This is a genomic window from Bradyrhizobium sp. dw_78, from assembly GCF_018449525.1.
GTDB lineage: Bacteria > Pseudomonadota > Alphaproteobacteria > Rhizobiales > Xanthobacteraceae > Bradyrhizobium.
Window position 1 is genome coordinate 1 of sequence record NZ_JAAVUS010000012.1, and the last position, 20,299, is coordinate 20,299.

The 20,299-nt window shown below is 61.7% G+C and carries 24 protein-coding genes, 1 tRNA gene and 1 pseudogene; 12 read left to right on the forward strand and 14 right to left on the reverse strand.

The genetic code is table 11. The features are described from left to right. Positions 1-381 precede the first annotated feature (381 nt). Positions 382-666 (reverse strand): hypothetical protein, encoded by a 285-nt coding sequence (locus HB630_RS24895; protein WP_213775367.1) that lies wholly within the window; start codon positions 664-666, stop codon positions 382-384. A 126-nt stretch (positions 667-792) separates the two neighbouring features. On the opposite strand from HB630_RS24895, the gene HB630_RS24900 reads away from it, so the two are divergent. After that, positions 793-1,401 carry a MarR family transcriptional regulator gene (locus HB630_RS24900; protein ID WP_249781048.1) on the forward strand — a complete coding sequence of 203 codons (609 nt, stop codon included), beginning with the start codon at positions 793-795 and terminating at the stop codon, positions 1,399-1,401. 270 nt (positions 1,402-1,671) lie between these two features. Here the strand turns inward: HB630_RS24900 and HB630_RS24905 are convergent, their stop codons facing one another. Beyond that, on the reverse strand, positions 1,672-2,484 hold the full coding sequence (locus HB630_RS24905) for a helix-turn-helix domain-containing protein (protein WP_213775487.1): 813 nt from the start codon (positions 2,482-2,484) through the stop codon (positions 1,672-1,674). A gap of 138 nt (positions 2,485-2,622) precedes the next feature. On the opposite strand from HB630_RS24905, the gene HB630_RS24910 reads away from it, so the two are divergent. Together HB630_RS24910 and HB630_RS24915 are read left to right on the forward strand one after the other, a co-directional pair. Next, positions 2,623-3,318 (forward strand): class I SAM-dependent methyltransferase, encoded by a 696-nt coding sequence (locus HB630_RS24910; RefSeq protein ID WP_213775368.1) that lies wholly within the window; start codon positions 2,623-2,625, stop codon positions 3,316-3,318. A 300-nt stretch (positions 3,319-3,618) separates the two neighbouring features. Beyond that, positions 3,619-4,248, forward strand: coding sequence for a TetR/AcrR family transcriptional regulator (locus HB630_RS24915; protein WP_213775369.1), 630 nt, complete (start codon positions 3,619-3,621; stop codon positions 4,246-4,248). A gap of 24 nt (positions 4,249-4,272) precedes the next feature. Here HB630_RS24915 and HB630_RS24920 read toward each other — a convergent pair whose 3' ends face one another. From HB630_RS24920 to HB630_RS24930, 3 genes are all read right to left on the reverse strand, one after another. Then, complete coding sequence (locus HB630_RS24920) at positions 4,273-5,031, reverse strand: class I SAM-dependent methyltransferase (protein WP_213775370.1); 759 nt, start codon at positions 5,029-5,031, stop codon at positions 4,273-4,275. Between the two features lie 105 nt (positions 5,032-5,136). Beyond that, complete coding sequence (locus HB630_RS24925) at positions 5,137-5,325, reverse strand: hypothetical protein (RefSeq protein ID WP_213775371.1); 189 nt, start codon at positions 5,323-5,325, stop codon at positions 5,137-5,139. Positions 5,326-5,743: 418 nt separating this feature from the next. Then, positions 5,744-6,076: a helix-turn-helix domain-containing protein gene (locus tag HB630_RS24930; protein ID WP_249781050.1), complete on the reverse strand. Its 333-nt coding sequence runs from the start codon at positions 6,074-6,076 to the stop codon at positions 5,744-5,746. A 182-nt stretch (positions 6,077-6,258) separates the two neighbouring features. Between HB630_RS24930 and HB630_RS24935 the strand changes: the two genes are divergently transcribed. Then, complete coding sequence (locus HB630_RS24935) at positions 6,259-6,693, forward strand: nuclear transport factor 2 family protein (protein WP_213775373.1); 435 nt, start codon at positions 6,259-6,261, stop codon at positions 6,691-6,693. A 36-nt stretch (positions 6,694-6,729) separates the two neighbouring features. After that, positions 6,730-7,338: an NAD(P)H-dependent oxidoreductase gene (locus HB630_RS24940; protein ID WP_213775374.1), complete on the forward strand. Its 609-nt coding sequence runs from the start codon at positions 6,730-6,732 to the stop codon at positions 7,336-7,338. 94 nt (positions 7,339-7,432) lie between these two features. Here the strand turns inward: HB630_RS24940 and HB630_RS24945 are convergent, their stop codons facing one another. From HB630_RS24945 to HB630_RS24980, 8 genes are all read right to left on the reverse strand, one after another. Then, positions 7,433-8,428, reverse strand: coding sequence for a zinc-binding alcohol dehydrogenase family protein (locus tag HB630_RS24945; RefSeq protein WP_213775375.1), 996 nt, complete (start codon positions 8,426-8,428; stop codon positions 7,433-7,435). After that, on the reverse strand, positions 8,425-9,033 hold the full coding sequence (locus tag HB630_RS24950) for an NAD(P)-binding domain-containing protein (protein WP_213775376.1): 609 nt from the start codon (positions 9,031-9,033) through the stop codon (positions 8,425-8,427). Before HB630_RS24950 ends, HB630_RS24945 begins: the two co-directional genes overlap by 4 nt. Further along, the gene (locus HB630_RS24955; RefSeq protein WP_213775377.1) at positions 9,030-9,923 is read right to left on the reverse strand and encodes an NAD(P)H-binding protein; all 894 of its coding nucleotides are present in this window, start codon (positions 9,921-9,923) and stop codon (positions 9,030-9,032) included. The genes HB630_RS24950 and HB630_RS24955 overlap by 4 nt, the downstream gene beginning before the upstream one ends. Positions 9,924-9,979: 56 nt before the next feature. Then, on the reverse strand, positions 9,980-10,666 hold the full coding sequence (locus HB630_RS24960) for a glutathione binding-like protein (RefSeq protein ID WP_213775378.1): 687 nt from the start codon (positions 10,664-10,666) through the stop codon (positions 9,980-9,982). Between the two features lie 80 nt (positions 10,667-10,746). Continuing rightward, entirely contained in the window at positions 10,747-11,526 is a 780-nt protein-coding gene (locus tag HB630_RS24965) for an oxidoreductase (RefSeq protein WP_213775379.1), read from the reverse strand. 107 nt (positions 11,527-11,633) lie between these two features. Then, positions 11,634-12,302 (reverse strand): redoxin domain-containing protein, encoded by a 669-nt coding sequence (locus tag HB630_RS24970; protein ID WP_213775380.1) that lies wholly within the window; start codon positions 12,300-12,302, stop codon positions 11,634-11,636. Between the two features lie 246 nt (positions 12,303-12,548). Then, entirely contained in the window at positions 12,549-13,526 is a 978-nt protein-coding gene (locus tag HB630_RS24975) for a LysR family transcriptional regulator (protein WP_213775381.1), read from the reverse strand. Positions 13,527-13,729: 203 nt separating this feature from the next. Then, a complete protein-coding gene (locus HB630_RS24980) occupies positions 13,730-14,077 on the reverse strand; it encodes a type IV toxin-antitoxin system AbiEi family antitoxin domain-containing protein (RefSeq protein ID WP_249781051.1) in 348 nt (115 codons plus the stop codon). Positions 14,078-14,614: 537 nt separating this feature from the next. Between HB630_RS24980 and HB630_RS24985 the strand changes: the two are divergent. From HB630_RS24985 to HB630_RS25010, 6 genes and pseudogenes are all read left to right on the forward strand, one after another. After that, positions 14,615-14,752: pseudogene (locus HB630_RS24985) on the forward strand (cupin); the annotation flags it as partial. Positions 14,753-14,916: 164 nt separating this feature from the next. After that, a complete protein-coding gene (locus tag HB630_RS24990) occupies positions 14,917-15,588 on the forward strand; it encodes a pyridoxamine 5'-phosphate oxidase family protein (protein WP_213775382.1) in 672 nt (223 codons plus the stop codon). 410 nt (positions 15,589-15,998) lie between these two features. Next, positions 15,999-16,178 carry a hypothetical protein gene (locus HB630_RS24995; protein ID WP_213775383.1) on the forward strand — a complete coding sequence of 60 codons (180 nt, stop codon included), beginning with the start codon at positions 15,999-16,001 and terminating at the stop codon, positions 16,176-16,178. Positions 16,179-16,478: 300 nt separating this feature from the next. Continuing rightward, positions 16,479-16,742, forward strand: coding sequence for a hypothetical protein (locus HB630_RS25000; RefSeq protein ID WP_213775384.1), 264 nt, complete (start codon positions 16,479-16,481; stop codon positions 16,740-16,742). An 85-nt stretch (positions 16,743-16,827) separates the two neighbouring features. Further along, positions 16,828-16,901, forward strand: a tRNA-Cys gene (locus HB630_RS25005). A 124-nt stretch (positions 16,902-17,025) separates the two neighbouring features. After that, positions 17,026-18,156: an FUSC family protein gene (locus HB630_RS25010; protein ID WP_213775385.1), complete on the forward strand. Its 1,131-nt coding sequence runs from the start codon at positions 17,026-17,028 to the stop codon at positions 18,154-18,156. Positions 18,157-18,283: 127 nt separating this feature from the next. Here HB630_RS25010 and HB630_RS25015 read toward each other — a convergent pair whose 3' ends face one another. After that, positions 18,284-19,015: a tRNA-uridine aminocarboxypropyltransferase gene (locus HB630_RS25015; protein WP_213775386.1), complete on the reverse strand. Its 732-nt coding sequence runs from the start codon at positions 19,013-19,015 to the stop codon at positions 18,284-18,286. Positions 19,016-19,190: 175 nt separating this feature from the next. Between HB630_RS25015 and HB630_RS25020 the strand changes: the two genes are divergently transcribed. Beyond that, the gene (locus HB630_RS25020; RefSeq protein WP_213775387.1) at positions 19,191-20,231 is read left to right on the forward strand and encodes a cysteine synthase A; all 1,041 of its coding nucleotides are present in this window, start codon (positions 19,191-19,193) and stop codon (positions 20,229-20,231) included. Positions 20,232-20,299 lie beyond the last annotated feature (68 nt).

A 20,299-nucleotide genomic window follows, 5' to 3' on the forward strand; every position in this document is an offset into this window, starting at 1 on the left:
GAGCTAAAGTCGCTACCTTGGTTCGCTACCTCTGCGGGATTCGCAAGGCCACAGCTTTCTCCAGCGTTATTCACAGCACTGGAGTTTGAATTGATGAATGAGACGGCTTCGATGCTACGACTCGATTGACGAGCGGCATGACGTATTGGCCTGATCGCGAGGGACCATGCTACCAACGAACAGTCGGTTTAGGCGTTTGCGTCCATCGCGCGAAGCCGCCATTGCGTCTAATAAAGAAGCATGAAGTCCGGCCGAGTTCCCGTTTAATTCCACAGTGACAATTGTTGCTCAGTGCGAACTTCCTGCGCACTCTGCGAGCTGACTGTATAATTTTGAACAGCCCTACTTCCGGTTGAAGCTCAAGCTCTCTTACAGATTCGGTCAAAGGTGATCGACGCGCTGGAAGAATAGTTTGATTCCATCGGCTGGAGGCTGTTCGAACATGCTTGTGCTGAACAGAAGCCTCTGCTTGGTGGGCGTCGTGCTCATGAATTGCAGCTTCACGCTTGCATCGGCCGCATGAGCGCAGGCTACGACATGGGCCAGCGCCGGAGTTGAGTGGACGACAGGCGCCAATTGGTCGCCGAACGGAGTTCCCGCTGGCACTGCAACCTTTGCTGGGGCAAGCCCGACCACCATCACAATCACCAACACGACGTCGATCAACGAGATTCAGTTCAACTAATCGAACTCTTCAAATTCCCAGGCATGATTGGGGAGACGGCCACCACACCGTTTTTGAGCCCAGAATAGAACTTCTCGCCGTGCTGCTGCCTTTGCCTTGTCCTTGCCATGGATAACGGCGGCAACGCGCAGGACTTCGTGCTCGCGGACGACAGACGGCATCCTTGCCGCAATAGGTTTCAACACGCCCCAAGGCGACGACAGGTTCACGTGACCACCCCCGCACGCTCTCAAAGTGGGAAGAATACCAACAGTTGTGCCTTCTGGGCGAGGACGCGTGTGGCGTTGCAGCGGGTCGGCTTTGCGTTGAAGCAGGCTCAACAGGCTCTTCGCACCCGGCTGGACACTGGATTACGGGAAATTGGACTGACCACGCCCCAGTATGCAGTCCTCGCCTTCTTGGAGGTCGAACCAGGTGCCTCGAACGCCGCGCTCGCGCGCCGCGCCTTCGTGACTCCACAAACGATGCAGGGAATCCTGGTTGCACTTGAGCGCTCGGGCTTTATCGCGCGGACACCCCATCCCGAACACGGGCGAGTGCAAACGACCGAGCTGACGGCGTTGGGTCGGGATGCCTTGGAAGAGGCGTCTGGGATCGTGGCCGATGCAGAAGCGCGTGCCGGAACGCTGCGGCACCTCTTGATCCCCAGGTTGTCACCGCGATGCTGCTACGACTCGCGGAGGCGCTCCGTTGAGCAGCGAACGACCGCTTCTTGAACTTGCCACCATTGAGCAGACAGTTAGCTGTCGGCCCCGATCGTGCCGGCCCTCGAATAGAGAGCCTGCCGAACTTATATCCAATTCCATCCATTTCGATAAAGGCCATACCATGGGAGAGGCTTAGGGTGCCTTAGGTGGTTATGGCGTAGGAATAGTCCCAATCTTCATCGTTCACGGCCCGCCATCAAGTTCTAGCGTAGTATAGCGTGCCGAAGGTGGTTGGGTCGTAGAATCGGCGTTCTCTACGTCGCCTGCTGATCTCGAACCTCACGTTCGCCCTGAATGGCGTTCCGCCATGTAGCGCCCCGGCGAAGTACCGAGTACCTTGCGGAACATAGTCACAAAGCTCGGCACGCTCTCGTAGCCGAGATCGGCCGCGACCTGCTGGATCGATGCGCCCCCGGCCAGCCACTTCACGGCGAGGATCACGCTGAGTTGCTGGCGCCAGCGTCCGAAGCTCATGCCCGTCTCCCGGCTAATGATCCGGCCCAACGTCCGCGCGCTCAGCCCTGCTTTCTCTGCCCAAACGTCGAGCGTCCCTCGATCCGCCGGCGAGGCCATCATCAGGTCGATGATCCGGCGCAGGCGTGGGTCGGCCGGCATCGGCAGATGCAGGTCTTCGTCCTTCGCCGCCGCCAGTTCGTCGAGCAGCACCGCCATCAATCGGGAGTTCGCGCCGCCCTCCTCGTAGAGCAGCGGCAGATTGGCGGAGCGGATCAGGAGTTCGCGCAGCAACGGCGTCACCGAGACGGCGCGGCACGCCGTGGGCAGGCCCGCGCCGATGCCGGAAGCGACGAATGCACCATAGCCTTCCAATGCGCCCGTCACCTTAATGGCGTGCAGCGCTCCGCCCGGTATCCACACGGCACTGCGCGGTGGCACAATCCATAGGCCGCCTTCGACTTCGCAGCTCAGCGCGCCGCGCTGGACGAGCAGGATTTGGCTCTTGGCGTGGAAGTGCGGTTCCAGTTCGAAATCGCCGAAGGTTTCGGATGCGAAGCCGTAGGTGACGACCGGACGGGGCACATCGTCCGGCTCGACCCACTCCGATTCGTCCGAGAGATCGTTCAGAAGCGGCACGGCCGACAATCGGGCATGATGGCGAGATTGAATAACATTCTGTCTGACATTCGGAATGACGCCAAGCTCGGTTCCCTGTACCAGCTTGTCATCAGCCAGTCGAGGCCGATCGGCTCCCATGATCGGGAAGGAAACAGCATGAACACGTTGACCAGCGGGCGCATCGCCCAACTTCTGACCCAGCTTCATCGGGATGCCGAAGCGGCGGATGGCGAATTGATGAAAGAGGTCGTCGCCGGCATGGAAGCCTCCGGCAGCACGATCGAGCAACTCGCGGCGCAGATGATCGCCGATGAGCGTGCCGATTACCGGCGAGTTTATAGCGGCCATGCCGCACATTTTCTGTCCGTATCGCCCGGCTATGGCCGCTTTCTCTACGCCATCGCGCGTGCCTGCAAGGCGTCGCGGATCGTAGAGTTCGGTACCTCAATGGGCGTCTCCACCATCTATCTCGCCGCCGCGCTGCGCGACAATGGCGGCGGTCGGCTCATCGGCTCCGAGTTGGAGCCGGCGAAGGTGGCACGGGCACGGGCGCATCTCGATGCCGCCGGACTCGCCGATCTGGTGGACATTCGGGAAGGCGACGCGCTGGAGACACTCAAGGATGTCGGCGGCGAAGTCGATCTGGTGCTGATCGACGGTGCCTGGTCGCTCTACCTGTCGGTGCTCAAGCTGATCGAGCCCCAGTTGAAGGCCGGCGCGGTGATCCTCGGCGAGAACGCCTTCGCGGCGGACTATCTGGATTACGTCCGCGATCCCGAGAACGGCTACGTCTCGCAGTCTCTCCCTCTCGGCGAAGGGCGTGGCAACGAGTTCACCGTGAAGGTCGCATGATGATCGCGGCGGAGACGCCCATCCGCCGGACGGCCCAGCGACATGGGAAGCTATAGCGGGCTTTAGGTGGCTATGACGTAGCTGTAGTGCCCATCTTCATCGTTCGTGGCCCCACAGTCCTGTTCTGCCGCTGTGGCGGGGTGTCCACGACGGTGGATAAGGCCGCCGCCAAGGGACGCAAAAAGGGGCTGAGGACATCAATGGGGCGCGCACGCCGCCGCGCCCTTGTTGATTCGAAATCGCCCGGCGATAGGATATGAGCGATAGCTCGTCTTCCACGCGCATTTCGGGTCACGGGACATGGCGCGCAAACCGCTTACAAATCCCCGCAAGCAGGCCTCGCAGGCGCGATCGCGCGCCACCGTCGATGCGCTTGTCGAGGCGACCGCCCGTATCCTGGTCCGCGACGGTTACGACAAAGCCAGCACCAACCGGATCGCGGATCTAGCCGGCGTGAGCATCGGCTCGCTTTACCAATATTATCCTTCCAAGGAAGCGCTCGTTGCCGCCGTCATCGACCGGCACAATCGCCAGATCATGCGGCGTGTGCGCACGGTGCTGACCGAGATCGCTTCGCAGCCGATCGAGCGGGCCGTGCGAAGGCTTGTCGCCGTCGCGATCGAGGCCCACCGCATCGATCCCAGGCTGCATCGCGTGCTTGCGGAGCAGATTCCGCGCGTCGGGCGGCTGGAGAATGTGGAAGCGCTCAACCGCGAAGGCCACGCCCTCTTCCGGGGCTATCTCGAAAGCCGCCGCGACGAACTGCGTGTCAGGGACCTCGATCTGGCGGCATTTATGTGTGCGACATCGATAGAGACGCTGACCCATACGGCCGTCCTGTACCCCACCGAAATTCTGCAGGATGCCGAGATGCTGATCGACGAAACCGCACGTCTCATAACCGGATATCTGCAACCGCCGCCGGCTTAATGCCCAGATATTCCGGTGGCGTGGTCATGACGATGCCGTGACCACGCCTTGAGGATCGTCGGCTTCCGGCTTTCGCGCGAGCAACGAGCGGCAGGGCCAAAGCCACAGCAGATCGGTGCCCAGGCTCTCGACCGTCAAGCCCGCCTGACGCAATATCTCCCCATAGCGGGCCGTGTGAAGGAGATCGAAGATCGCGACGCGGCCGCCCGGCTTCAGCACGCGGACGAACTCGCGCACCGCTTGGTCGCGCGCCTCTTGCGAAGGGATATTGTGGATCACGGTCATCGAGACGACGGCGTCGAATACCGCGTCGGAGAAGGGCAGCTTTGTGATATCCCCGGTTTCGATCTGGACCAGGTCGGCAACGCCTTCCGCGACCGCGTTGGCCCGCGCCGCGTCCGGATTGTTGCCGGAAAGGTGCCCGGCCCAAAGATCGATGCCGACAGCCTTGCCCGTGGTAAGTTTCCTAGCGCAACCGATCAGGGCCAAACCCAGACCGCATCCGGCATCGAGCACGCGTTCATTTCCCGAAAGGGCAAGCGCGTCAACCAGGCGGTCGCGTACCCGCATCTTGCCCACAAGGCTGGACCTCAGCATGACGGCCGCCCAAGCAAGCAGAAGCGCCGCGAACAAGGCGGCGCCGATACTCCAGGGCGCGGGAATGGGACTTGATCCGGGCCATGCGAAACCGATCAGCGCCGGCAATGCCAGCAAAACGCCGAAAACGATGTACGCGCGAACCACTCTCGGCGCGTCGATGCCGTATTTTGCGCGCTGTCTCATGCGTTCGAATCTCCCGGCTTCGCGGTTGCCGCCTCGCGCTTCCCGGTTTCGGCGGGGGCGCGCTGTCAATTCCGCCTACGGGAAAGATATGAGCTATCGCTCACGTTACATACTCGCATTGCCAGGGCGCAGCCCCGGCAGCGCCAACGCTTGGCAAATATCGGAAGAAAAGCGCCCCGGTAGCGATCGCGCCTTGATCGCGAACGCCGGTGCTGAAGCGACTACTCGCATTTTGGGAGCGGACACCTGGTCGTCGGCCGCCGACAGGACGACCTCCGGTTCGACCTCGGTCACGATATAGCGGCTCCAGGAAATGAAGACCGACCGAATTTCTATCCAATTCCATCCATTCCGATGGAGTGGGCTCGCGGCAGTGGAGAAGCCGCAGTGCGCCTTAGGTGGCTATGGCGTAGGAATAGTGCTCATCTTCATTGTTCTCGGTCCGCCATCAAGCTGTAGCGTAGTATAGCGTGCCGAGGGTGGACCACTACGCCGCCGACGCGGCGGCGGTCGTCGAGCATCTCGATCCGGTTCGGCAACCACCTCGTCTTCGAGGCGACCAAGTTATTCGCGGCTCGGCGTTGAAGCGGCCTGAGACTGGTTTGCCGAACTGTCGCCAAGTCGCGATAAGGTCAGGCTCTACGGAAGAAAAGCTCCATCGCTATGACCACGCAGAAGGGATGGAAGCCCGAAGGGCGAAGAGCCGCGAAGCCTACCGCACATCATACTTGGATTGTGCTTTCCTGACCTGCTCCCAGTTCGCCTTGGCCCAGTCGACAAGTCCCTGGGTGGGCGCCAGCAGGCTCCTTCCAAGGTCTGTCATTTCGTATTCGACGCGGGGTGGCACCTCGGGAAACAGCTCGCGGACGACCAGCCCATCCCGCTCGAGATTTTTCAGGGTCAAAGACAGCATCCTCTGCGAAATCCCGGGTACGGCACGTTCGAGCTCGGAAAATCGAGCGCGTCCGCCGAGCAGCTCGAGCGAGAGGACGAGGAAGATGGTCCACGTGTCGCCGATCTTCGTCAGCAGTTCCCGCACTGCCATCGGGTCGGAGCTTCTGCAGATCGCTGCAGGATCCAGTTGGCCGGTTTTGCTCGGTCTTCTCATAACTTACCTCGGTGTTAGCTACTGATCCCAAAGTGCCTTCTTCTTTGATATCAGCTCCCGGCATATAGGTAGCTCTCCTTTCGTAAGTAACATCGCGAAACGCGCGTGGAGAGCCCAGGATGCCGAGTTCGAAATATGCTGCTTACGAGGGCGCCAGTCCTTACTTCGAGCTGGTCCGAGGGGCGCTGGGCGACCTGGTCGATGGCGAGCACTTTTTCGATGTCGTCTCTGATGGCGTCATCTACGAGGTTCTCTACGACTTCCCCGGTTGGCCTCGCATTGTCCGGGGGCGTGCCGATCTGATGACTCAGTTCGCCGGCTACGTCGACAACATCAAGCTCCAGGCTGCAGACAGTCTGATCACCCACAAGACGGACGACGGCCGTGTCGTCGTCATCGAGTATGAAGTCCATGGGACCATCCTCGCAACAGGTGTGAAGTACAACAACCGCTTCGCCTCAATCATAAGGATTGAAGGTCGGAAAATCGCGCACTGGAGGGACTACATGGACTCTCTTGCGGCATGGAACGCGCTGACGGCGGACGCTGGCTAAGACATCGACATTCCGTAAAATCCGGGAGATCCTGAGATGAAGCAAATCCTCTTGATTGAGGTGAGCCCAAGGGGAAAGGACTCTGCGAGTCGATCGGTAGCCGATACGCTCGCCGCACGGCTCATCGGGCTCTATCCATCAGCAAAGCTCATTCGCCGTGACCTCGCCGCCGAGCATCTGCCCCATCTGGATGATGTTACGCTCCGGGCAATCTCGACGAAGGACCCGGGCGAAGCAGAGAGATTGAAGGGGGCGGCTCGCCAGTCGGATCATCTGACCGACGAACTGCTGGAATCCGACCTTCTTGTGATTGCAACGCCGATGTGGAATTTCGGAATTCCCTCCGCGCTCAAAGCATGGATCGACCTGGTCGTGCGGCCGGGTAGGACTTTCCGGTATGGCGATGGCGGGGTCGTCGGCCTGGCGAAGGACAAGAAAGCAATCCTGGTGCTGGCGTCAGGCGGAGTTTTTACAGAAGGCCCATGGCTCCCATGGGATTTTGTCGAGCCTTACCTGCGGCAAATCCTGGGCTTCATTGGCATCGAGGATGTGCAGACCGTTCGGGCCGAGGGGATGAACCTTCCCTGGTTGGCTGCCGAAGTCGTGCCAAAGGCCAACAAGGCCGTCGAGGCGCTTGCTCTATGAGGGTCCGCTTCGAAAATCACCGATGAACATCTCTTCGGACGAGGTTTGCCCAGCGACTGGCGAAGGCGTGGAGAGCCTCGCGTGTTCCGCCCAATCAAGCTTCGATGACGACTTTGCCGATCGTCCGTCTACTCTCGACAAGCTCGTGGGCAGCCTTCATCGTTTCCGCCGAGAGGCCCTTTAGCCGTGTGGTCGCGATCGGAACCACGAGGTCTTTGTCGACGAGGGAGGCAATGGTCTCCAGGATGTTGCCTTGTTTCTCCGGCGCGGTACCGTTCATGATCCTGCTGAAGACCATCTCCAGGTGGACTGACGCAGCCTTCATCATTAGCGGGCTCACGTCGAGCGAGGCGCCCGCGTCCACCACCGAGAGGTGACCGAACGGTCGCAGCACCTGCGCGATCCAGCCGATTTGCTCGGCAGTCTTCGCAGTCGAAAGCACCAGATCAAGTGAGGGTATGCCGGCCGAAGCGAGTTGCTCGGCAATGTCGCTGCTGTGATCGAGCACCAGATCGGCGCCCATCTTCTCGCTCCACGCCTTCGATTCCGGCCGCGATCCGGTGCCGATGATATAAGCTCCGGTCATGGCCTTCAGTATCTGGGTCGCCATCGAGCCGACACCCCCGGCACCGCCGAGGATCAGGACGCGATCGACGTCGCGCGGCAATTCACCCTGGTCGCGGAAGACAGCTTCCCACGCCGTCAACGAGCCGATGGGCAGGCTCGCGGCATGACCAAATGAAAGGCGATCGGGTATAGCGGCCAGAATGCGATGGTCGACGGCGACGCGCTCTGCCCAGCAGCCGTCGCGCGTCATGTCGCCCGTGCCATAGACGCGATCGCCCACCTTGAAGCGTCCGGCGGACGCACCGGCGGCGGCGACGACGCCTGCGAATTCCCAGCCCAGCAGGACCCGACCGCCGGGTTCGGCGCTCCGCACGCCGCGAAAGAAGGCTTCGCCCGGGTTGACGCCAATCGCGCGAACCTCGACCAGAACATCGGTGTCGCGCAGTGACGGCTCTGCCACGTCGACAAGCTCGATCGCGAAGTCTTCGAGCTTGTGGGCCTTTTCATAGGCGAGCGCCTTCATAGCGAGAACCTCTCGATGAAGTTGAGCCTGATCCCCGCGAGCGGCCCTCCGAGCTGCTGCAGGCGCCCGCCGACGGCAAGCGAGCCGAGGTCCACACAGGTGAAACCGATCTCCTCGATCAGATCATGCACGGGCTTTTTCGCCTCGCCATCGTCCCCGGAGATGAAAAGAACGGTGCGCGGCTTTGAAGGGGTGAAGTCCGAGATCCAGGACATCGGCACGGAGTTGAATGCTTTGACCACGCAGGCTCCCGGCGCGAGATCGGCGACGATCTCGCTGGAGGTCCGACCCGAAATGTCGCCGAGCGAGAGCGGGTTGAAGCTCGCAATGCGATTGGTCGCATCGACGAGAAGCCGGCCTTTCCAGTCGCCGATCGAGAATAGGGCCTTCTGCACGCCCGGCCAGTTGACGGCCAGGACAACGAGCCCCTGCCCGGCGGCTTCCTGCACGGTTCCAGCCGAAGCGCCGGGCCCAAGTTCATCCACCAGTGACGCTAGCGATTCCGGTCCGCGCGAATTGCTGAGGACGGCCTCGTGCCCGGCAGCGAGCGCATGCTTGGCGATTGTTTGGGCGACGACGCCCGCTCCCAGGAAGCCGATCTTCATGACGTGCTCTCCTTGGCTCGGGCCGCCTCCGCGACCGAACGCAGATACTCGGCAGGCGTCGTGGGCTTGCGGCCGATGAGCGCTTCGAGATCGCCGGTGACCTCCTCCCACTCGCCCTGATTCATGCCCTGAACCCACTTCAGGATGAACGGGGCGACGAAATCGGGGAAGCCGAGCGCCGCCATCGAGCCGATGTATTCCTCGTCGGAGATCGCAATGTAGGACACGTCCTTGCCATGGATCTCCGAGAGAATACGGGCAATGTCGGCCCACGAGACCGCTGGTGCGCCCGACAGATAGTAGGATTTGCCCTCGTGCCCCGGCTCGGCGAGGACCGTCGCATGGGCCGCAGCCAGATCGTCGCGGGTCGCCGCCGTGAACTTGCCGTTGCCCGCCGGCACCCGAACGCCTGTCTCCACGGCGTTCGGCCCGGCATACATGATGGCGGGCTCCATGAAGGGCGGATGCTGCACGAGCGTATAGGCCAGACCCGACGACCGCAGCTTCTCGATCGAGAAGATGTCCTCTTCGGTGATTTCCTTCATCGTGAAGGTCGAGCCGGCCTTGCGATAGATCGGCATATAGACTAGGTGCCGCACGCCGGCCTCGGCTGCCACTTCGATCGCGTTGGCATGAGCCGTCTTGCGATCGGTGAAGGCGTGTGTCGACGTCAGCATCAGCTTCTCGACGCCGACAAAGGCGCGCGTGAGCGATTCACGATCCAGATAGTCGCCCTGGCGCAGCTCGACGCCGAGCGCCGCCAGATCCTCCGCCTTCGCCGGATCCCGGACGAGCCCGATCAGATCGCTCGCGGGCCGCTTCTTCAGAAGATGTAGAACTGTCTTCCTGCCGATGTCCCCGCTCGCGCCGGTTACGAGAATTTTGCTCATGAGATGTTCCTTCCTTTTTTACTGACAGTTTGTTGCGGGCATCGGGAAACGGCGCGTCACGCCGCGCTCTTCGCCGCTATGCGTTCCGCACGGCGCACCGGCTGAGGCGCGTTCGGGTTCATTTCCTTTGCGATCGCATAGGCGCGCTCGGTCGCCGGACGCGAGGCCACGGCCTCAAGCCAGCGCTCCAACGCCGGGTATTCATCGACGTCCAAGCCGAAGAGGCTATATGGCGCCGACCAGCCGTAGGCCGCGATATCGGCGATGGAATAAGCATCGCCAGCGAGCCATTCTCGATCTTCGAGCCGCTTGTTCAGGACGCCGAACAGCCGGGCCGTTTCTGCCCGGTAGCGGTCGATCGCGAAGGGGAAGCTCTCGTTGTTGCGGAGGAAGAAGATGAGCTGACCTGGCATCGGCCCGAGGCCGGCGACTTGCCAGAACAGCCACTGCAACGCTTCCGTTCGGCCGCGAATATCCTTCGGCAGGAGATGTCCCGTCTTTTCGGCGAGATAGAGGAGGATCGCGCCCGACTCGAAAATGCTGATCGGGCTGCCACCACCGACAGGCTCGTGGTCGACGATCGCCGGGATCTTGTTGTTGGGCGCGATTTCAAGAAATTCAGGCTTGAACTGGTCGTTCTGGACCAAGTTGACGGGGACGATGTTGTAAGGAAGCCCTGCCTCTTCCAGGAACATCGTGATCTTGTGGCCGTTCGGCGTGGTCCAATAGTGCAGATCAATCATATTTCACCCTTTTGCTGGGAAACCGGGGGTGCCCGGCGCCCGGCGTTGACACGAAATGTCAGGAGCGGCAGGCGCCGTGATCAGATGCCGGCCAGGGTGCCCCAGCCACCGCCGACGAAGAGCGTATCGCCGGTGATGTAGGAGGCCCGCTGCGACGCGAGGAAGACGATGGCTTCCGCCAGGTCTTGCGCCTTTCCGGCGCGGCCTTCGAGCGGCACGGTGGCAAAGAACTGCTCGTCGGTGATACCCATCGCCTGGGTGATGGTGTTGCGAACCTCGTCGCCTCCGGGGGTGATGATCGGTCCGGGCGACACGATGTTAACGCGCACCCCCTTCGGCGCCAGCTCCTTGGCGAGCGATTCCGACCAGTTGTTCAGCGCGGCCTTGGCCGCGCCGTAGTGCGCCATCGGACCGCCGAACGCGATGCGTCCGCCGGCCGTGACATTGACGATCGAGCCCTTGGTCTTAACGAGCTCGTCCAGCGATGCGTAGGTGATGCGCAGCGCGGCCAGGAAGTTGATGTTCAGGCTATCGACCCATTCCTCGTCCGAAATCGCGGTTGAGGCCGGCAGATGGAGGCGAGCGGCCCCGGCGTTGTTGATCAGGATGTCGAGACCACCGAGCGCGGCGATCGCCTCCTTGGCCACCTTCTGCGCGCCATCCAGGGTGCGCGTGTCGCCAGTGATGAACGTCGCGCCCTTCGGCGTTTCGGCGTGTGTACTGCGCGCGGTGACGACAACCTTTGCGCCGCCATCGATGAGGCGTTGCGCAACAGCGGCGCCGATGCCACGGGACCCGCCGGTGACAAGGGCGCGGCGGCCGGCGAACTCTTTGGTGAGATCAAGAAGATATTCAGACATAGAGCTTTCCATTTTCAGTTGAGGTTGAGATGTTCCCGGCACGTCGGATTTCGTGGGACCGGGCTTCGTCGAGAGGCGCGAGCAGAAGGACGACCGCGCCCACCCGATCAGTCGGCCTTGGCGCGGGCGAGCTGATCGAGGATCGGGAGAAGGTCGCTCGGCTCAGGCCGATGGGTGTAGTCGGGATTGACTTCAGCGAATGCGATCACGCCGTCCTGGCCGACGACGTAGCGGCCTGGCATAGGCAGCGACCAACTGCTCTCACCGTTGATCGCTTCCAGATCGTTGCCGAGCGTGCGGTAAAGTTCGATCGTCTCGGGCGAGAGCGCATATCGGAGCCCGAATTTGTTCGAGATCTTGCCGCCAGCATCGACCAGAACTGGGAAGCCAAGCTTGTTTTCACGCACCGACTTGCGGCTGTTCGCGGCGTTCTGCATCGACACGGCGATGAGCGATGCCCCCCTCGCCTCAATGTCCGCGCGGGCCTCTTCCAACGCCTGCAGCTCGATATTGCAGTACGGGCACCAGACGCCGCGGTAAAAGCTGATGACGAGCGGCCCTTGCCCGAGCAGCTTGACCGAACTGACCAGCCGTCCGCTCTCGTCCGGTAGCGTGAACGACGGAGCAACGTCGCCGGCCTTCAGAGCGCGTTCCGACTTGCCGCTGGCCACCAGCTCCTGGATGCCGGCGATCAATCGTTTGACGATCGGTTCGGGGATCTGTCCGCTCTTGATCAGATCGGATGTGAACGCGTCTAGTTTTTCCTGCAACCGCACGACTTCATCCCTGCTGAACTTCGGAAATGCTTCCCTTGCTCAGCAGATGGCTCATGCAATTCGGTCTCAGTAGGCCGAAGAATTGACTTTTAGAAATACAATTTCTGAATAAATGGCGCGTTCCATGCGGGCCAGCGCATGATGCGACGGCCAACGCGGGGCATTCGCACGCCACCATCGGCACATCTTCCAGGCGTTTCTATCAGGTATTCGCGCGAGCCTAGGCTTCCGGCGAGCGAATGCGGCTTAGGTGCCAACCTCCAAAGGGGCACGGGCGTCGACCGCGAAGCCGATGGAAGGGAAAGGCGTCAATCGCTCGACCCGGTCCCACGTCGCTTCCAATTCTCGAAATTGAGAATAGACGAAATCGGAGAACGCCCTGGCGGACGGCTTGGCGGCGCGACCGGCTGCCAGGATGACATGGGCCTCCGCGGTCCCCATCTCCCAATCGGGCAGAACCCGCACCAGTGACCTACTCTCCAGCTCCTTCATCATGCCGAAGGCTCCATTCGAGACGATGCCGAGCCCGGAAACGGCCGCCGCCGTCGCGCCCTCCGCCCCGTTGAGCACGAACCGCCCCTCGACGCGGACCGAGGTGGCCTTGCCGTCTTTCTTGAAGGCCCATCCTTCCACTCCCCGGCCCGCTGGGCCGACGATGATGGAATGGTTGGTTAGATCCGAAGGAACGCGCGGCGTACCAGCTCGGGCCAGATAGGCCGGCGAAGCGGCCAGAGTGCGGAAAACCACACCAACCTTGCGAGCAATCGCCGATGAGTCGGGAAGTGAGCCAACCCGCAGCGCCACATCGATCCCGTCTCCGATGAGATCCTGCTTTTCGTCATTCAGCACAAACTCAATGCGAAGATTTGGATGCAAATCCGTAAATCGCGACAACCGCGGCAGAACGCACCGCAAAGCGGTCGAGGTCGACATTGCTACGCGCAGGACCCCACGAAGCTCACCTGTGCCGCGCGCGGCGTGATCGGCCTCGTCCAGCGCGGCGAGGATTGCTTCGGCCCGGATAAGATAGTCCGATCCAGCCTCCGTGAGCGCCACCCCGCGCGTGGTTCGCGTCAGTAGCGCGACGCCAACTTTCTTCTCGAGGGCGGCGACGATGCGCGAGGCGGTCGGCTGGGACATGCCCATTTCGCGCCCGGCAATGGAGAAGCTGCCGGTCCGAGCGACGCGGGCGAAAAGCTGCAACGAGAGAAAACGATCATTCATACAGGAACCAAATTTATATGGCTGATATTTGAGACAGTATCACGAATTATCAAATACCGTTATAATTATTCTGAGAGCCTCCGTGTGTTCCGCAAGCTCAGGACGGTAACGAATTCTGCCTATTTTCCACGCCAGAGCACTTGACCCAAAGACCGCCCGCGGTGGCGTCTTGCGCGCTAGCGCGAGCGGTCCATATCGTGCTTTCAAACCGCTTTAGGAGGCACTGCCCGGTAGCGGCCGAAGCCGACCTTAACGAGCAAACCCTCGTCGACCATTCGCGCAAGGTAGCAACGATGAACGCCAACTTCGGTCAGGTCCTTGGTCCGAACCTCACCCTTCTCCAGGGCAAGGGCGACGGCGCGCTCTCTCAGGGTCGGCTTGGGGCCACCGGCCAGCCGGACCCTCTCTGCCCGGTCACGATCACGCTTGCGTATCCGCTTTGAGGGCTGTGGCGTAGGTTTGAGGGGAATCGGCGACTCAAAGTTCGCAGCTTCATTCAGCCCGGGGAGCCAAATGGCTGTTTTCATTTGTTCGCAGCCGTTCGCAAACATTCGCTCTCCCCTCAAAGCAAAGTAAATTCACCCCTCGACGCTAGGTCCCGGCTTCGGAACGGCTCGCCGCTGTTCGCCGACATCGGTAAATTTTTCGGGGTATCGAACAGGATATCGCCAGTCTCGCGATGCTGTTTGCGTATCCATGAAGCTGGCGCTCGCCTCATCGCGCCCCGCGACGAGGCGCTATCCTGATCGATGTCGCTTCTGCCGCGGTTTATCGGTGCGGCGGCGTTCAGCCACACTGCCGATCACGCGGGACGAGACGGTCCGATCGAGGTTTTAAAACGGTTCGGTGGATTGCCCTCGTGATGATGGTTGCATCCGGATCGACGGCGCTGACGAATGTACTCGGCCGAACCGTTGATCCCCTGAGTTATCTGAATCGCGCCCTGTGCTCGCGTGGCGCCCACAGCGACCATCCGCATATTTAGCGAATGAACGGCTAGCTCCGCTCCCGCAGCCGGGTGCGCAAAACGACAAGTCAAAGGGCGCGCCTTGTCTCACAACGGGATTCTATCCGTTCTACGCTGAGCCCCCGCCGGCGTGCCGCACCTGCCCTACAATCCAAGCAAGACCGAGGAGGCCGTCGCCATCATCTCGCGCACGGATCCAAACGAGCAGGAGAGCGTCCTCCTCCTGCCCGAACTCGACGTGTTGCGCAGGTCGCTCTGAAGCCATTCGCTGGCGTCCGATGATTTTGATGATCCGACGCTGCTCGGCAAGGCCTGGGAACCCAGTGCAATCCCCGCGAAATTACGCACCGCATCATTTCATTTTACATTTTACGTTTCTCGCTATATCTCTCTAACGTATAGCGATGGAATGGATGGATATTCATGGACGGGAAGATCGAAGCTCCAGCGGCTGAGCCTCCGAGCGAACGCACGCGGCTGAAGCGGTATCACTGGCTGGGCGATTACGAGAAGAACACCATCAATGCGATCATCGACGCCGCCCTGGTGTGCCAGGTCGGGTATGTGATCGACGGAGCCCCCTACGTAACGCCGACCAACCATTGGCGCATCGACGATTATGTCTACTGGCACGGCTCGTCAGCCAGCCGCATGCTCAAGGCCCAGTCGAAGGGCATTCCGGTCTGCTTCACCGTCACTCATCTGGATGGCATCGTCTTTGCCCGCGCAGCCTTCAACCACAACGTCAATTTCCGGTCGGTCATGGCGTTCGGCAATGCCGAGTTTGTCGAGAACGACGACGACAAGAAGCGCGTGCTGGAAGTTTTCACGAATCGCGTCGCACAAGGTCTGTGGCAACACGCGCGTCAACCGACCGAGCAGGAATGGAAGGCGACGCGGATCATCCGGATGCGGCTCGACGAGGCTTCGGCCAAGCTGCGCTCGGGACCGCCCATCGATGACGAGGACGACTACAAGCTCGATTGTTGGGCCGGCATTATTCCATTGCAGGTCGTCGCGTTGCCGCCGGAGTCGGATCCGAAGCTGCGCGAAGGCATCGAGGTGCCGCAATTCATCCGGGATTTCCAGCTCTGAAACCAAGCCCATCGGGCTTCAATATCCGAGATTGGCCTGCCGCCGCAGGCAGGCGACGATCGCTTTCACGTTCGGGATTGCGCCCGGCGCAAAGCCGGTCGACGTCCGGCGTGCGGGCCCGCTTCTATGCAGTGTCGCGATATCGGCCTGCGCCGATGACCACACTCTTTTGCTTGATGGCGCCGCCCGCGGGCGCGGTCGTCATTCCGGCGGATACAGCAAAGAACAACAGCCGAATGCGATTTTTCTCGCAGCGGATGGGACGGCGGACGATCTCATTTTAATAACCAGAATAAGATTTCAGTAACCACATGTGCCGCGCTCGCCCGATCGATACAATTTGAGCAATCGCTTCAATCCAGCGACAAACCACTTCTGAGACGTTGCGCTCTCGAACTTGGGAGAGCGCAATGAGTGAAGCTGAATTCGAGCGATTGCTGGACGCCGTGCGAACGGCCGTTGCGCCCGCCCCGCAGGAGGATTTCTTGATCAGCCCGCGTGCTTCCCATCAACCGCCCCACGCCGCCAACGACAATGAGCACGCCTGGCCGCTGATTCCATTTCCGGACGGCTGGTACGCAGCCTCCTGATCGCGTGATTGCGCGACCGGCCCTCGCGCGTGCGCCGTACCCGGTCAACGCCCGACATTGATCGACCCGAGAGCCGGGACAGAGCCGGCTCCGCAACCGTCTGCCTCCCTCATCAGGTCCATGTTGCCGGTCAAGCTGCCACGGGCATGCGGCGCATCGGGGCGTATCCGAATCAAGCGTCTCCGTTGTATCGGTGTTGCCGGAATTGACGGGCCAGCCGGTTGGCACGGAACGATGTCAGCCGTGTCGGCCGCCGCAATATCCTCCCGAAGCGATGCGATGCGGACAGGCTCTGCTTTATTGATCTTGCTTACCTGCACCGGCTGCGCCCTGTCGCAGAAACCGGTTGCACGGAACAATGCGGCCGAGCCGGTAGAGGTCACGGCGTCAAATCCCGCTCCGGCGGCCGACGCCTTGCCCCCGAGATTCGAATGCAGCGACGGCACGATTTCGGCATCGCAATCCGATTGCCTGATCAACATGGCGCATGCGCGGTTGCCGCCGCAATCCGCCGACCAGACACCGGTCGGTTCGACCCCGGCGGCCGGTCAGGCCCAGCGGTAAGACACGATGGTTCCCGCGCCCAGATCGTCTAAACAGGAGTCGGTTGCTTAAGCGCTTGAGGCTCTGTATTGATCCGCAGCTATGGGGCCACGTGGCGGAGTGGTTACGCAGCGGTCTGCAAAACCGTTTACACCAGTTCAATTCTGGTCGTGGCCTCCATCCCCAGTTCTTTGATTTTATTGAAACATTTTGGCGGCCACGAGGCTCCGATCAGATCGCTCTGCTGTTTAGGGTGCGCCAAGAGTTCTCTATAACAGCCCATGTAACTCGCAGATCCGCTCGGATGACCGCATTCCTCAAACCTGCCACCAATTGGCTCAAATCAAAAAAGGTCGAACTCGGCCTGGGTGTCCGGGTCACAGTGGCCGCGATGGGCGCGCTCGTGATCGCGCTGGCGCTCAACCTTGCCCTGCCGCTGTGGGCGGTGCTGACATCCATCATCGTGACGCAAATGAGCGTCGGCCGGTCGCTGAAGGCAACCCGCGACTATCTGGTCGGGACCATTGGCGGCGCGATCTATGGCGGCGCGGTAGCCGTGCTGATCCCGCACCATGGCGAAGGTGCCCTGCTCGCCGTCCTGGTGATGGCGGTGGCGCCGCTGGCGTTCATCGCCGCCATCAACCCGAGCCTGAACGTGGCAACCGTCACCGCGATCATCGTGCTGCTGCTGCCGCTCATGAACCACGGCGATCCCCTGGACTCCGCGATCGACCGGGTGCTGGAAGTCACGGTCGGCGCCGTCACCGGCCTTGTGGTGTCGTTCCTGGTGTTCCCATCCCGCGCCCATAGCCAGATCCGCGTCAACGGCGCGCAGGTGCTCGAACTGATGGCCGCGGCGCTGAAGGAATTATTGTCCGGCCTGACCCGTGGCCTCGACAATGAAGCCCTTCACAATCTGCAGGACGGCATCGGCTCGGCGCTGGTCGGGCTGAACACCGTCGGCGCCGAGGCCGAACGCGAACGCGCGGCCAGGCTCTCCTCCGGCCCCGACACCGGGCCGCTTTTGCGCACCATCCTGCGGCTGCGCCACGACCTCGTGATGATCGGACGCGCCAGCGTGACGCCGCTGCCGATCGAGTTGCAGCAGCGTCTCGCCGCGCCGCTTGCCGATGTCAGCAACGCGATGTCCGACTATCTCACGGCGATGGCCGCGGCGCTGCGGACCGGCCGGGGCGCCCCCGCAATCTGGCCGGTCCAGTCGGCGCTGGAGGCTTACGCCGCGGCGGTCGCAGCGGTTCGCAGCGCCGGCCTGACGCGCGGCGTCCCGGGCGATGTTGCCGAACGCTTTTTCGCACTTGGTTTTTCGCTCGAACAGATGCGGCAGAACTTGAGGGATCTCGAGCGCTGCGTGTCGCAATGGAGCGAGACATCGCCGGAGATCAAGCCCGCCGAATCGGACGGCAAGACCAATTAGAGCCTTTTGAATCAGAAGCGGGTCTAACATTTTGTTTAGACGCTTTTTCTTCACGCGAACCGGAATCCACTTCGCTCGAAAACGCTATGGAGCAACGGCGAGCGGCGTCACGGCGGCGAATACCCGGTCAGGCCCGGCGGCGGCGATAGTCCCGCTTCGGCTTCGGTCGGGGGGCCAGCTCGGGCGATACGCTTTGCACCTCGCGATAGCGCGCCAGCATCCGCTCGAAACCGGCGTGCAACGTCTCGGCAATGTCCGGCCGCTTCTGCAGGGCGGCCAGCACCATCGCCGCCGCCTCGATGGTGGAAAGGCCATCGCGCCGCGGCTCGCGCCGCAACTGTCCGTAGCGCGACGGACGCGATGGCCCAAGGATGATGCGCCGGCATTTCAGCATCCACGCATTGCGCCACCACAGCGCCTTGGCCTGGCTCCAGGTGCCGTCGAGCAGCACGATGCCTTCGATATCGTTGAGAATGCCGCGCTGACCGTCCTCGATCCCGCCCTTGCGGTTGATGGCAACGACCTCGCTTGAGGTATCGAGGTCGGCGACCTTCGCCGAGCCGAGATAGAGCACCGCCCAGCGCGAGGGATCATGCACCGGCCGCCCCAGCGCCTTTGACAGGCTGGGCCAGGACAGTCCGATCCTCACGACAGCATCCTTGAAATGCAGAGCCGTCAGCCGCGCCGTGCCGAGCGCCCGGTCCTGTTCCTGCGGATGTTGCAGGATCAGCAGCGAAATCCTGCTGTCGATCGGCGTGATGCTGTCGCAGATGCATAGCGGCTGCGGCTTATGGCAGCGTGGACAGTCCGCGACCGCCTCCGCGACGGCGCCCGTCTCGTGCCTGGATTGTTCTGACATGGGCCGCCTATACGCTCCACAGCGGCATGCATCAACCTTCCAGGACGATTTCCGGCTGTTCCCGATCTTTGGGCCAAACGCCGGTCCCGGCACGCCCCTCAAAATGCTTCCACTTCCCCCTGTCGCGCTCTAGGGTCATGGCCGGATCCAACAGCAGACCAGCAAGATTCCGCCGATGAAGATCAATACCGACGTCGTCGAAGCGATCGGCCATACGCCGCTCATCAAGCTCAAGCGCGCTTCCGAAGCGACCGGCTGCACCATTCTGGGCAAGGCCGAGTTCATGAACCCCGGCCAGTCGGTCAAGGACCGCGCCGGGAAATGGATGATCCTCGAGGCGGAGAAACGCAGCCAGCTCAAACCCGGCGGCCTGGTGGTGGAAGCAACCGCGGGCAATACCGGCATCGGTCTCGCCGTCGTGGCCAGCGCGCGCGGCTACCGGACCTTGATCGTGATTCCGGAAACGCAAAGCCAGGAAAAGAAGGACATGCTGCGGCTGTGCGGCGCCGAACTGGTCGAAGTGCCGGCGCTGCCCTACGCCGATCCGAACAATTACCAGCATATCGGAAGAAGGCTCGCCGACCAGCTGCGCAAGACCGAGCCGAATGGCGTGCTGTTCGCCGATCAATGGAACAACCTCGATAACCCGAAGGCCCATTACGATTCGACCGGCCCCGAGATCTGGGAACAGACCGGCGGCAAGCTGGACGGTTTCATCTGCTCGGTCGGCAGCGGCGGCACGCTGGCCGGCATCAGCCGTTACCTGAAGGAAAAGAACAAGGACATTGTCGTCGCCTGCGCGGATCCGCGCGGCGCCGCGATGTACGAATTGTTCAGGAACGGCCAGGTCAAATCGACGCCGGGCGGATCGATCACCGAAGGCATCGGCCTCGGCCGCGTGACGCCGATCATCGAAACCGCGAAAGTCGACGACGCCTTCCTCATTCCGGACGAGGAAGCCGTACCGGTGATTTACGAACTGCTCGAGCACGAAGGGCTCTGCCTCGGTGGCTCCACGGGCATCAATGTCGCGGGCGCGATCCGGCTCGCCAAGCAGCTTGGACCCGGCAAGACCGTCGTCACGATCCTCTGCGACTCCGGAAACCGCTATCAGTCGAAACTGTTCAATCCGGCCTTCATGCGCTCGAAGAACCTTCCGGTGCCGGAATGGCTGGAAAAGCATACCAAGATCGACGTGCCATTCGCGAAGATATGAGAGCCGAATGGAAGGTAGTGAGTAACGAATGGCGAATGGAATCCCTATTCGCTACTCGCCGCTCTCCC